At 60.7% G+C, this 16403-nt stretch carries 12 protein-coding genes and 2 pseudogenes; 5 read left to right on the top strand and 9 right to left on the bottom strand.

The genetic code is table 11. The features are described from left to right. Positions 1-25: 25 nt before the first annotated feature. Both GGD40_RS09305 and GGD40_RS09310 read right to left on the bottom strand, forming a co-directional pair. Positions 26-1564 (bottom strand): amino acid permease, encoded by a 1539-nt coding sequence (locus GGD40_RS09305; RefSeq protein ID WP_179743452.1) that lies wholly within the window; start codon positions 1562-1564, stop codon positions 26-28. A 68-nt stretch (positions 1565-1632) separates the two neighbouring features. Further along, entirely contained in the window at positions 1633-2409 is a 777-nt protein-coding gene (locus GGD40_RS09310) for an SDR family NAD(P)-dependent oxidoreductase (protein ID WP_179743453.1), read from the bottom strand. Here GGD40_RS09310 and GGD40_RS09315 point away from each other — a divergent pair. Both GGD40_RS09315 and GGD40_RS09320 read left to right on the top strand, forming a co-directional pair. Beyond that, positions 2408-2563, top strand: a complete 156-nt coding sequence (locus GGD40_RS09315) for a hypothetical protein (protein ID WP_179743454.1) — start codon at positions 2408-2410, stop codon at positions 2561-2563. The genes GGD40_RS09310 and GGD40_RS09315 overlap by 2 nt on opposite strands. 107 nt (positions 2564-2670) lie before the next feature. Next, positions 2671-3654 carry a helix-turn-helix domain-containing protein gene (locus tag GGD40_RS09320; protein ID WP_179743455.1) on the top strand — a complete coding sequence of 328 codons (984 nt, stop codon included), beginning with the start codon at positions 2671-2673 and terminating at the stop codon, positions 3652-3654. Positions 3655-4118: 464 nt separating this feature from the next. Here the strand turns inward: GGD40_RS09320 and GGD40_RS09325 are convergent. From GGD40_RS09325 to GGD40_RS09335, 3 genes and pseudogenes are all read right to left on the bottom strand, one after another. Further along, positions 4119-5248 (bottom strand): annotated as a pseudogene (locus GGD40_RS09325) (IS110 family transposase). A gap of 414 nt (positions 5249-5662) precedes the next feature. After that, positions 5663-6019 (bottom strand): hypothetical protein, encoded by a 357-nt coding sequence (locus tag GGD40_RS09330; protein ID WP_179706676.1) that lies wholly within the window; start codon positions 6017-6019, stop codon positions 5663-5665. 7 nt (positions 6020-6026) lie between these two features. Beyond that, entirely contained in the window at positions 6027-8450 is a 2424-nt protein-coding gene (locus tag GGD40_RS09335) for a colicin E5-related ribonuclease (protein ID WP_179743456.1), read from the bottom strand. Positions 8451-9284: 834 nt separating this feature from the next. Here GGD40_RS09335 and GGD40_RS09340 point away from each other — a divergent pair. From GGD40_RS09340 to GGD40_RS09350, 3 genes and pseudogenes are all read left to right on the top strand, one after another. Beyond that, entirely contained in the window at positions 9285-9626 is a 342-nt protein-coding gene (locus GGD40_RS09340) for a hypothetical protein (RefSeq protein WP_257030384.1), read from the top strand. Between the two features lie 287 nt (positions 9627-9913). Beyond that, positions 9914-10390: pseudogene (locus tag GGD40_RS09345) on the top strand (transposase); the annotation flags it as partial. A gap of 567 nt (positions 10391-10957) precedes the next feature. Beyond that, positions 10958-11095, top strand: coding sequence for a hypothetical protein (locus GGD40_RS09350; RefSeq protein WP_179706682.1), 138 nt, complete (start codon positions 10958-10960; stop codon positions 11093-11095). A 65-nt stretch (positions 11096-11160) separates the two neighbouring features. Here the strand turns inward: GGD40_RS09350 and GGD40_RS09355 are convergent, their stop codons facing one another. The 4 genes from GGD40_RS09355 to GGD40_RS09370 all read right to left on the bottom strand — a co-directional run bounded on the left by GGD40_RS09355 (position 11161) and on the right by GGD40_RS09370 (position 16338). Then, positions 11161-12645: an MFS transporter gene (locus GGD40_RS09355; RefSeq protein ID WP_179706684.1), complete on the bottom strand. Its 1485-nt coding sequence runs from the start codon at positions 12643-12645 to the stop codon at positions 11161-11163. 151 nt (positions 12646-12796) lie between these two features. Then, on the bottom strand, positions 12797-14041 hold the full coding sequence (locus GGD40_RS09360; protein WP_179743457.1) for a CaiB/BaiF CoA transferase family protein: 1245 nt from the start codon (positions 14039-14041) through the stop codon (positions 12797-12799). Further along, complete coding sequence (locus GGD40_RS09365; protein WP_179743458.1) at positions 14038-15090, bottom strand: hydroxymethylglutaryl-CoA lyase; 1053 nt, start codon at positions 15088-15090, stop codon at positions 14038-14040. Before GGD40_RS09365 ends, GGD40_RS09360 begins: the two co-directional genes overlap by 4 nt. A 357-nt stretch (positions 15091-15447) precedes the next feature. After that, positions 15448-16338 (bottom strand): LysR substrate-binding domain-containing protein, encoded by an 891-nt coding sequence (locus GGD40_RS09370; RefSeq protein ID WP_179743459.1) that lies wholly within the window; start codon positions 16336-16338, stop codon positions 15448-15450. Positions 16339-16403: the final 65 nt, after the last annotated feature.

The raw sequence follows: 16403 nt of genomic DNA on the forward strand, positions 1-16403 counted from the left end.
TTGCTCGAAGGTACTCGCTACTCGCTCAACTTTCTCCCAACTGCCCTTCCAAACCGCTCAGTTCCTGTTCGCGCTCTTTCGACAGCTTGCCGACCGGCGGCCCCGCGAAACTCTTGCGCACGCCCGCGCCGTACCAGATCGTCAGCAGCACCGCGAGCAAACCGACGATCACGTACACCACCTTCTGATTCGGCGGCTGCATGCCGACATAGGCGAGCACCAGCGCACCGAACACTGCCGCCACCGCGAACGGCTTCGACAACATGCCCAACTGGAACGGCCCCTTCTCGGTCCACGTACGGCCTTCGGCAAGCACGCCAGCGGCAATCGGCATCGCGTACGAGATGAACAGGAACACCGCGCTGCCCGCGCTCAACACCGTGAATGCATCGCCGTAGAGCGTCACCACGATCGCCAGCACAGCCGACGTCCAGATCGCCGCGCCCGGCGTGCGATGCGTCGCGTTCACTTTACGCAGCCACTTCGAGGCCGGCAAACCACCGTCGCGGGCAAACGCGAACATCATCCGCGAGGTCGATGTCACGGCCGCGAGACCGCACACGTAGTTGATGAAGAACATCAGCAGTTCGATCACGATGCGCAGCGGCCCTGGAATCGGCGCGAGAATCGCTTCGAAGAAGCCCGTGCCCTGCTTCACTGCCGCGCCGATATCCGGCATCACCAGCACGAACGCGCAGACCATCACGTAGCCGAAGGTCGTCGACCAGAACACCGAACCGACGATACCGCGCGGCACGTTGCGCGCCGCTTCATGCGTCTCCTCCGAGGTATGCGCGGAAGCGTCGAAGCCGGTGATCGTATAGGCGGTCAGCAGCAGACCCGACAGAAACGCCACGACCATGGTCTGCTTCGGCCACGCGCCGCCGTCCACACCCGTGAAGTTGGTGAACGTATAGAGCCGCGACAGATCGATCTTCACCGGCGAATACACCAGCAGCGAGCCCACCAGCAGAATCGTCACCACGAAGATCAGATAGCCCGACAGGTCGGTGATCTTGCTGGTGATGCGAATGCCGCGATGGTTAAGGAACGCTTGCGACGCGGTGATCACGGTGAGAAACAGCGTCTGCTGCCACCAGCCCAACGAATCGGGATTCACGCCGAACATCGGCGCGATCAGCGTACGGAAGAACGGATCGTAGGTGCCGTAGTTGATCGCCGCGACCACGAACACGAGGCCGAGCAGATTGAGCCACGCGGTGAGCCAGCCCCACGTCTTGCCGCCCAGAATCGAACTCCAGTGATAGAGCCCGCCCGCGGTCGGATACGACGACGCGATCTGCGCCATTGCCGCGGCCACCACCAGTGCGAACAGCGAACCGAGCGGCCAGCCGAGTCCGATCGACGCGCCGCCCGCCGCCGACAAGCCCATCTGGAACGACGTGATACCGCCCGACAGAATGCAGATCAGCGAGAACGACACCGCGAAGTTCGAGAACGCGCCCATGCGGCGGGACAGTTCCTGCGCGTAGCCCATCTTGTGCAACAGCTTGACGTCGTTGTCGGCGGAATCCGTCGACGGCACGGCCGGGTTGATGTCCATGACGCGATCCTTTGAACAGGGTGAAAACGAAGCGTCGGTGCGGCCGGGCCGCGCGACGCGCTAGCAGCTCACGCGGCCGTGAAGCAGTTATCGACGTACAGGTGTGCGCCGTTGACGAAACTGGCGTCGTCGCTGGCGAGGAACAGTGCGGCGCGCGCCACTTCGTCCGGCGCGCAGAGACGGCCTTGTTGCGCGGACAAGGCCGCTTCGCTCGCATCGAAACCGTATTTCGCGAGCGCGCTGATTTCGCGGCGGCCGTGCGGCGTGTCGATGAAGCCGGGACACACCGCGTTGCAGCGAATGCCGCGATCGCGATACTCGACCGCGATGGAACGCGCGAACATCGCGCATGCGCCTTTGGTGGTGCAATACAGCACTTCGAGCGGCGTCGCCGCCACCGACGAGATCGACGCCGTGCAGACAATCGAGCCGCCGCCTGCCGCGAGCATGTGCGGCAGCACGGCGCGCGTCATCATGAACATGCTCTTCACGTTGACGTTCATGAGCCAGTCGTAGTCGTCGTCGGTCGTGTCGATGAACGGCTTCACGACGATGCTGCCGGCGTGATTGAACAGCACGTCGATGCGTCCGAAACGCGCGACGATGTTCGCGACCGCGGCGTCCACGGCGTCGCGCTTCGAGACGTCGGCGGCGAATAGCTCGGCGGTGCCGCCTGCGGCGCGAATTCGCGTCACGACTTCTAAGCCCGCGTCGGTGTTGATATCGACGACCGCGACCTGTGCGCCTTCGCGTGCGAACAGCAGCGATGCCGCGCCGCCCGCGCCCGTTGCGCCGCCTGAGACGATGGCGATCTTGCCGTCCAGCCTGCCTGCCGATTGGGTCATGCGTGACTCCTTCCTGGTGCATTGCGTTGTGCACAAAGTAGGCGCGGCAAAAAGCGACGACTATCCAAAATTGGCAAAAAGTAAAAATGCCGTAAAAATCCGCGTTGCTGACGAATGCATTACGGCCGGCTTGAAACGCTTGCCGGGTTGGTAGCGAAGGTCCGCCGGGTCACGCCGGACGCCTTGACGGTGCGGTTTTTTTTTCGCATACACTGGGCGGCACGAGGCTTTCGGGGAGTGCCCACGAATCGGGAGAAGCATATGCAGCCGGTCAATCGGACCAACAGTGCAGTCGAGATTCGCCGTTGCCGCAACATCGACGAACAGGCGATGTTGCTCGATGCATGGAACCAGAGCTATTGCCAGATTTCGCGCGGCACGTTCGATGGCTCGGTGAGTTCATTTTTTGCCGGCGGCGTGCGGGTGCTGGTGGAGCGGTTGAATCGCACGGTGTATCAGCGTGGGCAGGTGGCTGGCTCGCGGGTCGCCGTGGGGATTCCGTTTCAGTTGGAAGGGCATGCGCTGCTATGCGGGCAGACGAGTCATCGCGATGGTTTGCATGTTTTTTCCGGCGATGGCGGGTTTGAGTTTTTGTCGCCGGATAAGCATGTGGTGGTCAATCTTGAGATTGAGCCGGAGGCGGTTGAGGATGCTTTGGTGCGGGCGCAGCTTGAGGAGATTGCGGTGCGGTTGGGGGCCCGGCCCGGGGTGCTGAATGTCGATCCTGCCAGGTTGCAGGGGTTTCGGGAGGTGCTGAAGCAGTTGCTTGATGCGGTTGCTGCTACGCCTACTCTGCTTGATGATGCTGGCGTGGCTGCGGCGTTTGAGAAGTCGGTGGTTTTTGGGCTTGCTGAGGTGGTGCCGCCGATGCGGGTTGGTGAGGCGCATGCGCATTTGCAGGGTGAGGCTCGGACTGCGCGGAATTGGCAGCTAGTGCGGCAGGTTCGCGGGCTGGTCGAAGAGTCGCCGGATTGTCCGCTTTCTGTTGCTGAACTCTGTGCCCGGTTTCGGGCTAGTCGCAGGACTCTGCAGTATGCGTTTGAAGATACTGTTGGGGTCAATCCTTCGGCTTATATTCGGGCTGTTCGGTTGGATCATGTTCGGCGTGGGCTTCGGGGGGCTCAGTCTGTTACCGAAGTCGCTACACGGTGGGGGTTTTGGCATTTTGGAAACTTCTCGAATGAGTATCGTGGGCAGTTTGGGGAGTTGCCTTCGGAGACCTGGAGGAGGGCTCGGGGGGTGTGACGGTTGGTGGTGGTTTTGCCTGCGCGGCGCTTTGGGTGTTCTCTGAGGGTGTTGGCCTTTCCTTGCTTTCTTAGTGGTCTATTTGCGTCGCCTGTGCGGGGGGCACCTACTTTTCTTTGCCTGCCGTGCCGCAAAGCAAAGTAGGCAAAAGAAAGCGGCTCACACCGCTGATATGACTCCCGGTGTCAATCGAGATCGGTTTTCAGTTTCTTCTGTTCATGCTTGTCCGAATTTCCTGAGGGCGACGTAGCAGTACATCTCGACGGTGGATCACGCTGATATCCGCGGGTTGGATACCGCATTACAGAGGTCCGCCCAATGAGCCTGCCGCAGTCCAGAGCCGCAAGTCGGATGCAATCCGTTGCGTAGCGGTGTCGCGGGTTACTCGTGTGCCGGGCTACGCCGCCTTCAGGAAACTCTCCTCCAGTGGTCAGGGTGGGGCAAGGGGTTGATCGGACGTTGCGTCATGCAGAGGACGTCTCGCGCGATACGGCGAGCGACATCGCAAGTCTGCTGACGTCCCAGATGAAACCCGCCAGTTCGCGGGCGATGGCGACCACCGCGATGTTCTTCTGTTTGCCGCGCGCGACGAGCTTGCGATAGCGCCGGCACAGGCGCAGCTGTGCGTCCCAGGCACGATCGACGATCGGCTTCGGGATCCCTTCGTGGCGACGCTGGATGTCTGGACTGACGCGGGCCGGATGTCTGTAGCTCCAGGCGGCTTCGACGAGTAGCTTTCTCGCGTAGCTGTTGCCATTCTTCGTGATGCTGCCCTGACGGCGTTTCTCGCCTGACGAGTGTTCCGAGGGAGTCACGCCCAGCCAGGCCATCAACTGTCGCGGATGGGTAAAACGTGACAGGTCGCCCAGTCCGGCAAGCATGCCCACTGCCGTAGTGAACTGTACGCCGCGCATGCTCTGCAGGCCCAGCACGGCCGGATAGAGGCGCCAGTTGGGAACCGCCTCGCGCAATGCGGCTTCCAGACGCGCGCATTGCGCGAGGCGGTCCTCGATGGTGCGCCGATGTTCCTCGAAGGCCAGTTGCTGCCATGCACTGTCGAATGCATGCGCAGCCAGCCAGCGCCGGTGCGCGGCTCCCCAGTCGGCACGGCCCGTATAGCGCACCCGTGCGAGAGCAGGAAAGCCTTCAGCCGTTGCCGCGCACGCTTCAGGTCATCCTTGGCGCTTACCCACGTGCGGGCCAGATCGCGGAACGCTTCGTCGTTCACGCTGGGCACGTACACCGCTGACAGGTCGCTGGCACGCAGTGAACGCGCGAGTTTGATCGCATCACGCCGATCAGTCTTGACCCGCTCGCCTGGCTTATTGGGAATCAGCGACGGTGCGCATACCATGCAGTCGAAACCCTTGTTTACGAGCTGACGGTAGAGCCCGTAGCCGCAGGGGCCGGCCTCGTAGACGAAGCGGATGCGTCGGGCCTTTGACTGCAGCCGCTTGCACAGGCGATCAATATCGGCCTGCGTCGTGCCGGTCTTGCCGAGTAGCTCGACGTCGCCCGCATCAAGCGCATAGGCAACCGTGATCGAGTCCTTGTGAACGTCGCAACCGACGTACAGCGTGCTATCGTGTTCCATGCTGGCCTCCGTGCCGGAAATCGCCGGGTGCGGCCCTGTCCGCACCGTGCGGCTCTGGTAGCAATGCTAACCCGCGTTTGATTCCTCACGCCAGGCCAGCCCTTGCCTCACGGGAGTCATACTGACTAGCTCATAAGCGGGCCCCTCGCGCAGTTCCGGTAGTGGTGCATCCGGAATCTGGGTTCTCGCGCATTCCGCGTTCGTGACACAGCAGTCATTCTTCCGGCGGCGCTGCGCGCGCCGCGGCGGTCCCCGCATGAATTTCCGTGCGTCGTTATGGCACTCCCGCCAGCGTCCCATGGCCGTGGATGCCTTGGCGAATAGTCGAAAATTCCGTCGTCCTCGACACTGGCACGCGTTTACCTTTGGCATCATTCCCACCGGTCTTGCAACATCGAATAAATGCAGTCCAGGTTATCCGGGCTCATTCTCGTACTCACTGGAGTCGATGATCACAAACGAAAAGTACGTGTTTCTACCTTTCTGCACGAGCATCTCTTGCATGAACTCATGTGCACTTTTATTGCAACGCCGCCGATACTCGCCCCAAGTTCGTTGAACGCTCGGAGAGTAGTCCGCAATGCCGTCAAGGTGCGAATAAGTGGACCCCGGTGTGATGGTAAAAGTCTCTACCCCGATGATCGCCGCATCAGCGTCTTCGCAGTCTGCAGGAATGCGCAGCGCAACCTCGCTCTCAATGTACATCTCGCCACCAGTCGGGCCGACTGATTGCGACCTGTACTTCTCTAAAAGTCTGTCTTGAGTTGTCATGTCTTCCTCAGAAGTGAGATTTCCAGTCAGCGTCACGGCGGTCCGATACTTGTACGACCGTGCCGTCAACGTCATTTCTGACGACATAATGTCCATCTTCGCGAATATACGCGGTGGCTGGGTCGTCGCGTCGCGCACCGTTCCCGCTCTCAAGTGCTCTGGTATCACGCGCTGGGATTGTCCTGTATGGATTTGCAATCGTTGACTCAACTTCCTCTGCTGTCCAGCCACGTTTTTTCATTTGCCCGACGATCTTTTTCTCGAAAACGCTATGAAGCTGATTTGCCGTCGGCTTGCACAGCTTTGCAACGGCATCAAGACCGCTACGAACCCCTCCCGCCATACCGATAATTCCAAACGGATCGGTATTGTCACTAGTGAGAGCCCATCCCCAACTCAACGCGGGATTGAACATGCATTCGATACAAAGCCGCACCACCCCCGGCTCGGGCGGCGCTCCAAGCATTGAGCGAAGCAAACCACCTCGATTAACCGGAGGTCCGGCGAGGATCGCTCCGTCTTCGAGATTATTGAGCCACTGATTCAGTTCGTCGCTGCTGGCGGGCTGAGCGACGCCTAGCGAAGTCGATCCGCCATTGTTCTGCCTGACCGTACCGGTTCGCGACGTAACCTGCCCGTCAGCCGAGTAGCGATAATCCACCGTCAATATGCGGTACAGACTCCCGTTCAATGCAGTTGGATACTCGTTGTAAATGAACTGAGTTATCCAGCCTCGCGAGTTATAGGTGACCAGTGCTTCCCGGTTGTCACCTGCCAGGTAAGTGGCGCGGTGTGCCGCGTCCCTGCGCATCGCGCCGAGGGTCCATCCCGACAGATTGTCATTCGCAACGCGCAGATTGCCGGTCTCGTCGTACGCGTAGAACCAGTCAGAGGTTTGGGTCCCGTTGAGATATTCGAGGGCTGCCACGATACGATTCGACCCGTCGTAGCGGATACCGACCGTTCTTTGCGTGCCCGATGGCTTGGCATCAAATCCCCGCTCGCCGGTAGGATCGTTCGTGGCGAACTCACTGACCCCTGTGACATTGCCCTTTGCGTCATAGGCAAATGCACGCACCTTGCCGGGTGACGCAACCATCGATGCACTCAAGCTCGTCGCATCGGCATATCTGACAGTCGTGACGGTCGCACTGGATGCGTTGCGCACCACCAATCGAACGGTGCGGCCGGAGGAGTCATAGCTAAATTCATTAGTGCCCCCGGTTGGGTTTGTCTCGCTTAGCACATTGCCGAATGCGTCCCACGAGGTATTGGTCACGCGTGACAAGGAACTCGTCCCCGTGGGTCGCAGCAAACCTGCCACGGGGGCAAACTTCACCGTTGTCGTGCGTTGACTATCTGTGACCGTGGTCTGGTTGCCGCTGTACGCAAACCGGACGTTACGTGTCATGTCAGGATGGTTGACAGCACTTGCGCGTCCTTGCGCGTCGTAGGTCCATGTCGCGACACGAGCGCCGGTTTCGTCCACCTCGCCGGTGATCGCATTCCTGAACCGTACGTCGTCGTAGATGTAGCGCCGCACATAGCCGTCCGGCCAGGTGACCGAGACAAGGTTGCTATTGCTGTCGTACGCGTACTGCGTCATGCCTCCGACTGGCTCGATCAACCGGGAAATGCGATGCTTGTCGTCGTATTCCAGCCGCAAAGCCAGATCGTTGCTAGCGCTAGTTCCGGCTGCGTGCTGATTAACCTCTGTAAGCAATCCGCTACTGCCATAGATAAGCGTCCGAATAAATCCCGCCCGTGTACTTTCCGAGAGGAGGAGGCCCTGCGCGGAGTATTTTTCCGTCGTACCGCTCGCCTGATTGACCAGCGTCCATCCGGATGCGTCTTGCGCCAAACCCAGCCCCACGTTTCCACTCACGCGCCAGGTTCCTGCTGACCAGTTAAATGTCACCGGCTCACCGTCCTCCCGATAGGCGACAACTTTTGATGAGCTCCCGTTGTTCGCATTGGCCAGCCCCAGTTGGCGCTGCCCGCCATGAAACCAGGCTGATCCCAAGGTGGCGGCGGAAGCGCCGATTGAGCGGGATCGATAGGTACGTACGAAACGCATCGGGTTGTCGTCACCGCTAACGAAGTCGTTCTCGCTTAGTGTCACTGAGCCATTGCCGGGATACACCGGATCAGCGACCGGACAACTTGATTCTGGTAGTTCGACGGCTGGAGTCGAGCACCACTGGTCAATCAGGGCAAGGTCGTTGATGCAGGCGTAATTACCCATTCCGCCTGGCGTATTGCTAACCACATCGAGACGGCAGGTCTTGGTGCCTGGCGTTGCACCAGACTTCGAGTAAAGCGTGAGACAGTCGTCTGCGTTCGCGCCGAACGCGACCACTAGCAGGACAAACGCAGTGAGTAGACGAATCACTTCGTCCATCGGCTTGCGAGAAAGGATATTTCTTCCCATACATCTCCCTTTTTAATTGTCGTTAGAAATCCGTAGTGAAACGACACTGCACCAAGATGGAGAGAGGATCAAAATAGGAAAGGTACGAAATCGCTCACTACGGCACACATCTTCACAATGCAGCTTATGTTGATGGCAGCGTCGTGAGCCTGGCGTTAGGCAGTGCGCTAACAGTGGCTTGATCGGCGTGTCTCAATGAGATGCGGAAAGCATGAGAATGCAGATTTCACGGAGCGAGCGTTGGCCACGTCGTTGAAGAACGCTACGTGTTATTTCCGATCGGGCCGAGGTTTGTCATCCAATTCAGGGCGCCGAGTGGGAATTAAAAATCTGTGTTCGTGAGACAGCAGTCAGTCCTCGCGCTTCGCGCTCGCCGGAACGGCCGGCGTCGAGACGACGTCAGAGTTTTCAGGCAGCGGCAAGCACGCTGTCGCAAACTCTCAAGCAATCACCATCGCGTCCAAGTAGCGCAGATTCAATCTGCATCGCTGATTACTTTTTACTCTGACAGGATCGTAGGGAAATTTCGGAATGAGGCCATTGCGCTTTATTTAGCCTGCGTGGGTGATCACTCATCGGGCCGTAGGTTTTAGACTCGTTTTGTCGTGCATGTCACGACAAACAGGTTTCGAAGCCTGCTAGGCGCGATCCGCCGCACGTACAAGTGCGGCCGCCTTTGAACGTCCATGTTCCAATGGGCGGGCCTTGGCGGGGGAGCTCCACGGCTCGCCGGTTCCTGGCATCGCGCACCGGTCTTCGAATCCCGTCAATGTGCCCGCTCACCCGCATTGGAAGTTAGTGTAGGGAGATCCATGTCAGCATTGGAGATCGCACATGAGTAAATCCCCCAAGAGTTCTCGAACCGCTTCTCGGCCGTGTGTTGACGCTATTCAGTACGAGAAACTGGCGTTATCTGCTTTTCGGCTTATTGAGCGGCAAATAGCGCAACTGAACACACTGTCGACGCTAGCGACTTCGATTTACCAGAACCCGGCCATCACGCCCGACGAAAGAGCTCGCCAACGAACGCTACTCGGACTTTGGGTCGAAACCGCCGAGGAATACCGTCAGGAGGTCGAGGTGGATCGTGAGTTGTACGGCATCATCGCGCTTGATCCGAAGGGTGTTCCTCAAATGCATCTTACGGCACGCCACGCCACGCAACGGAGCTCCTAACAAAAGCCGCGCAGGATGCATCAGAGAATAGCGAGAGTACTTCTGCATCCGGGTCGATGCCAACCAAGCGAGCGCGCTCGAAAACATCATCGCTGCGTCCGGCAGTAACGCACTGACAGTGACCCGCGGCACGTTTGTCGCGACGGAAAAAACGCGATCATGAACCGCACTCGAAAACACAGACGGGCACGCCTTTTGGGGTGCCCGATTTGCTGAATGTGCATTGTCGCTTTCGGAATTAATGCAACGCGATCCAATCGCGGACGATTGGCCGCTTCGATGGCTTCTATCCGGCCGTGCTGGGCCTGCAGAGCATGCGCGGCGTACAGTTCACTACGGCAGTGGGCATGCTTGCCGGACTGGGCGACCTGTCACGTTTTACCCATCCGCGACAGTTGATGGCCTGGCTGGGCGTGACTCCCTCGGAACACTCGTCAGGCGAGAAACGCCGTCAGGGCAGCATCACGAAGAATGGCAACAGCTACGCGAGAAAGCTACTCGTCGAAGCCGCCTGGAGCTACAGACATCCGGCCCGCGTCAGTCCAGACATCCAGCGTCGCCACGAAGGGATCCCGAAGCCGATCGTCGATCGTGCCTGGGACGCACAGCTGCGCCTGTGCCGGCGCTATCGCAAGCTCGTCGCGCGCGGCAAACAGAAGAACATCGCGGTGGTCGCCATCGCCCGCGAACTGGCGGGTTTCATCTGGGACGTCAGCAGACTTGCGATGTCGCTCGCCGTATCGCGCGAGACGTCCTCTGCATGACGCAACGTCCGATCAACCCCTTGCCCCACCCTGACCACTGGAGGAGAGTTTCCTGAAGGCGGCGTAGCCCGGCACACGAGTAACCCGCGACACCGCTACGCAACGGATTGCATCCGACTTGCGGCTCTGGACTGCGGCAGGCTCATTGGGCGGACCTCTGTAATGCGGTATCCAACCCGCGGATATCAGCGTGATCCACCGTCGAGATGTACTGCTACGTCGCCCTCAGGAAATTCGGACAAGCATGAACAGAAGAAACTGAAAAACTGAAAACCGATCTCGATTGACACCGGGAGTCATATCAGCGGTGTGAGCCGCTTTCTTTTGCCTACTTTGCTTTGCGGCACGGCAGGCAAAGAAAAGTAGGTGCCCCCCCGCACAGGCGACGCTAATAGACCACCGTGATCACAAGGAAAGGCCAACACCGCAAGACAACAACCAAAAAAGCCCACCGCAGGCAAATAAAGCCCACCGCAGGCAAATAAACCCCACCAACCACCCAAAACAAGCGCACACTACCTCCCAGCTCCAGGAAGGAGCATAAACCGCCAAACTGGGGAGTCCATCATGGCAAAAGGTCAAATGCGCAGCAACCGTGAAGTAAAGAAGCCTAAGCAGGACAAGAAGCCGCAGCCGGCGACATCGCCATCGGGCGGCACGCCGATCCGGACGCCGAGCGCATCGACGCCTGCGAAGAAGAATTAACGATTAAGGTGAGCGCCCGCCACACCACTGGCGGGCACGCCTGACCAGCACAAAGCGACCAGCAGCTACCCGGAAATATCCTCCAACGCAACATCCCGCGTCTTGGGCCCCAGCAGCCCAATCGCCACCATCACCACCGCCATCGCCCCGGAGATAAAAACAAACACCCCATTAACCCCAAACCGGCTCAAGCATCCGGCAATAACAAACGCAGAGAACATCGCCGAAATCCGGCTCCACGAATAAACGAAGCCAACGGCCCGTGCCCGAATACTCGTAGGAAAAAGCTCCGCCTGATACGCGTGATAGCTATACGAAATGATATTGCCCGCCAGCACAAGACACACGCCCAAACTCACCAGCAACACCGTCTCCCGCGCCTGACTAAAGGCCAACCCACACACCACATTCACCGCCGCCATAAAAATAATCACCGTCTTACGTTCGAAGCGGTCGGCAATCAACAACCCCAACAACGGTCCAAGCGGCGCAGCAATCGCGATAATGCTCGCGTACATCAAGCTGGTCGTCACCGTAATCCCCTGCTTGATCAGCAACGTCGGAATCCAGTTAGCAAAGCCGTAATACCCCATCGTCTGAAACACGTGAAAGATGATCAGCATCAGCGTGCGCTTGCGATACGGCGGCACCAACAGATCACGAAATGCTGCCCGCGCACGCACCGGCTCCGGCATCGCAGGCTCAGGCAACGGCCGGCCATATTCGCGCTCCACACGCGCTTCGAGACGCGTCATCACCGCATCCGCTTCATCGATCCGGCCTTTCTGCGCGAGCCAGCGCGGGCTCTCCGGCAGACGTCGGCGGATCCACCACACCACGATCGCGCCGACCACGCCAGTCAGCACGACGAGGCGCCAGCCATCGATTCCGAAATAACGGTGCGGCACCAGCAGATACGACAGAAACGCGACGATCGGCACCGCGCAAAAGCCCACCGCCTGCGAACACGCCGACGCCCGTCCACGCACATGCTTCGGCACCAGCTCGGAGATATACGTGCCGATCGTCACGATCTCCACGCCAATACCGATCCCGGCAATGAAGCGCCAAAGATTGAGCCCGCCCGCCGTGTCCTGAAACGCCATGACGATATTGGCCGCCGTGTACCACAGCAGCGACCACGTGAAGATCGCGCGTCGGCCAAAGCGGTCGGCGAGAAATCCACACGCCGCCGTGCCGATGAACAGACCCGCGAACAATGAAGCGATAAAACTCGCCACGCCGCTGGTGCCGAACAGCCCACGCGTGGTCGCGGTGAGAATGCCGCTGCGCACGAGTCCCGGCGCGATATAGCCGGAGAACATCAGGTCGTAGAGTTCGAAGAATAGCCCGAGGCTCAGTAGCATCACCAGCTTCCAGATCGAGAGCGTCGCCGGTAGACGGTCGAGCCGCGCGGAAATACGCGCGCCGTCCAGCGCAATACCATCGGCGCGGCCGCCGCTCGACACATCCGTGCCCGAAGGCACACCGCCCAACGCGCCGGCATCGCCGACCGCTGTCGCATATACCGCATGATTCGACGACTTCATCGCCTGTCTCCTTGGTTGCGGTCGGTCAGAGTTGACGCTTTCGCTCTTACTCCGATCCCATGCAACGTGTTGCTGAGTTCCGGTCTTACCGCCGGGTGAGATTGATTGACCACATTCAACGCATCTCGCGATGCATCCACTTCAAGCCGCTTCAAGCCGCTTCGCGCGGCGCCTGCGTCGAACCACCACCCAGCGCTGCGATTTGCGCATCGTCATAACCCAAACTGCGCAGCACATCGACGGTATGCTCGCCGATCTTCGCGATCGGCTGACGCGGCTGCAAGCGCGCTCCATCGAGCGAAATGGGCAGCAGCGGCATCGCCGTCTCAGTACCATCGTCGAGCGTCAAACGCGCGAGGCCGCCGCTCTCGTTCAGATGCGGATCGTCGAACAACTCTTCGGGTTTCGTGATCGACGCGAACGGAATGTGGTCGCGCTCGAACTGCGGCACGAGCGTCGCGCCATCGCATTCCCGCAAGGTCTCGCCGAGCGTCTTCAGCAGCCACTCGCGCGCCAGCACACGATCGTTGTTGGTCGTGAGGCGCGGGTCGGCCAGCAGGTCCGCGCGGCCGAGAATCGCGCACAGCGCGCGCCATTGACCGTCGCCGGTCGCGGCGATAAACATCTGCTCGTCATGGGCCAACGTGAACACGTCGTACACGGCCCAGGCGCTGATTCGTTCAGGCATCGGCGCGGCCGGCACACCCGTCGCGGCGTACTGCTGCATGTGCTGCGCGGACAGCAGCACGCAGTTCTCGAACAACGCGCTCTGTACTTCCTTGCCGCGTCCGCTCACGTGTCGTTCGTGCAGCGCGGCGAGCACGCCGATCGCGCCGAACATGCCGCCCATGATGTCGTTGACCGAACTGCCCGCACGCAACGGACGACCCACCGGACCCGTCATGTACGCGAGACCGGCCATCATCTGCACGACTTCATCGAGCGCGAGGCGGTGTTCGTAAGGGCCGTTCAGAAAGCCCTTGTGCGACACATAGATCAGCTTCGGATTGCGCTCGCGCAGCGACGCGTAATCGAGACCGAGACTCGCCATTCGACCGGGCTTGAAGTTTTCGACGAACACATCGGCGGTATCGACGAGCTTGTGCAGCGCGGCCAGTCCCGCTTCGCTATCGAGGTCGAGCGCGACACTCTTCTTGTTGCGATTGAAGGTACGAAAGAACCCCGCGCCGGTACCGAGCAGACGACGCGTGCCGTCGCCGCGCGGCGGTTCGACCTTGATCACTTCGGCGCCGAGGTCGCCGAGAATCATCCCGCAGGTTGGACCCATCACCATATGCGACAACTCGATCACGCGAATGCCGGCGAGCGGCAAGGCGCCCGCTTGCTGCGGCGCGGCCTGAGCAGAAGAAGAAGCAGAAGACGAATGCGTAGTCATTGCAGCACCTGTGATTCGGTAGAGTCGAAAGAGGAACCCGAAGAAGGACCAGCAGCGGCGAACTGCTTCGGCAAACCGGCGCGTGCCAGATAGCCGTACAGCGGTTCGCCGGGCAATGCGTCGGCGAGCACGGCGCGCGACGCGAGCAATCGCGTGAGGTCGATGCCGGTGTCGTAGCCCATGCTGTCGAGCATGAACACGAGGTCTTCGGTGTTGACGTTGCCGGTCGCGCCCGGCGCATGCGGACAGCCGCCGAGACCCGCTAGCGACGCGTCGAATTCGCGAATGCCGTGCTGCAACGCGATCAGCGTGTTGGCGAGACCGAGGCCGCGCGTGTCGTGGAAATGCAGCGAGCGCAGCGTGTTGCCCACCGCGTCGCGGACCAGTTCGATGATTTCGCCGACCTGGCGCGGCGTCGCTTCGCCCGTGGTGTCGCCGAGCGCGATCACATCGGCGCCGGCCTGCGCGGCGGCCCGCGCGATCGCGGCGATGTCGGCGTACGGCACCGCGCCTTGCAGCGTGCAGCCGAACACCGTCGACAATCCTGCGATCAGTTCGACGCGGTGTCCGCGTGTTCCGACACGAACGTGACCGCTGGCAGTTGCCGCGGCGCCTGCGCTAGCGTCTGCACCTGCATCGCTCGCCGCACTATCGATCAACTCGCGCATCGCCGCGAACGCGTCGATCATCTCCGCGGGCGTCTTGCGCACATTCGCGAGACTATGCGCGGCGCTCACCGAGATCGGCGCGACGATGCGATGCACGCCGGCTTCGAGCGCCCGTTGCGCGCCCTTCAGATTCGGCACCAGCGCGGTCACGGTCAGGTCGTCGTAGGTGAGCGCGTGGGCGATGACAGCATCGGCATCGGCCATTTGCGGCAACAGCTTCGCGGGCACGAACGACGCGACTTCCATGTGCCGCACGCCGGCGGCATAGGCGGCGTCGATCCAGCGACGTTTGAATTCCGTGGGCATCGTGCGGGCGATGCTTTGCAGACCGTCGCGCATGCCGACTTCGGTCACGACGACGCGCTCCCTGGTATCACTCATGATGTCGAATCCCGATCTTGAAGGTCGCGCTGAATGCGAGGAATGAAGCAACTGAGTGACAGCGTGCGCGCGCCGGGTCGCGCGTAAAAGTCTGCGTTGACGACGCACTCCATCGCCGCTCGCGATGGCCGCGCAGGCATGCGGGACGGGCATAAGCCGTCGCAAAGGGGAAACCCTTAAGGGCTTTTCAGGGGCATGGGAAGGGCGATTCGCGCGTGTGTTTGCTTCGGAGCGCTTTGTTTCGGGGCGTGCTTTGCCTCGTGCACGCTTTCCCGAGGACGCGCTTTGCTCAAGGCACGCTTCGCACGCAGATCAAACCAGGCGGCAACGCTCGCTCACGAAACGACGCCGCCTCACCTACCCGCGCAGCAAATGCTCAAGCAAATTCGCCGCCGCCAGCGTCAACGCCTGACGATCGCGCACGCAAATCACAAAGCGCCGCTCGGCCCACGCCTCGCGCAACGGCACGGCGACGATGCCGTATTCATCCGCAGCATGACGGGGCAGCGCTTCTCGCGGCAAGATCGCCACCGCGAGACCCGCCTGAATGAAACGATAAGCCGCATCGAACGTCGACACGTACGTTCGATAATTCAACTCGTGGCCCTTCTCCACCGCGATACGCTGCATCAGCGCATTCACCGACGCATTCGACGCGAGCCCGAGATGATCGAACGCCAGTGTCTGCTCGAAGCCGACAGCGGCCTCTCCCGCGAGCGGATGCGCGCGCGGCACGATCAGCGCGAGATGATCGGCGCGGTACGGCAAGACATCGAGATTGCCCATCGCCACGACGTCGCGGCAGATGCCGAGATCGGCGACACCTTCCTCCAGACCGCGCACGATCTCCGCGCTCACGCGTTCCTCGACGTCCACGCGAATTTGCGGATTGCTCTTCAGAAACGACGACAGCGCCTCGGGCAAAAACTCCACCATCGACGACACGTTCGCCAGCACCCGCACATGCCCGCGCGCACCGGCGGCGTATTCGCTGAGTTCGGCCTGCAAGCGCTCATGACCGCGCATGATGAGCTTCGCGTGCCGCAACAGCGCTTCGCCGGCCGCAGTCGCGCGCACGCCGCGCTGGCTGCGCGACAGCAACGCGACGTCGACCAGCGCCTCCAGATCGGCGAGCCGCTTGCTGACCGCCGACGGCGCGATGAACTCGCGTTCGGCCGCGCGCGCGATCGTGCCTTCCTCGCAGACGGCGATGAACAGGCGCAAGGTCACCTGATCGATTTGCCACATGAGCGGGCCCGCTCCCAGAAGGTGAAGTGAGAAAATTATGCACGAGGAAAGCGCGGTTAAAGTTG

This window comes from Paraburkholderia bryophila (assembly GCF_013409255.1).
Taxonomy (GTDB): domain Bacteria; phylum Pseudomonadota; class Gammaproteobacteria; order Burkholderiales; family Burkholderiaceae; genus Paraburkholderia.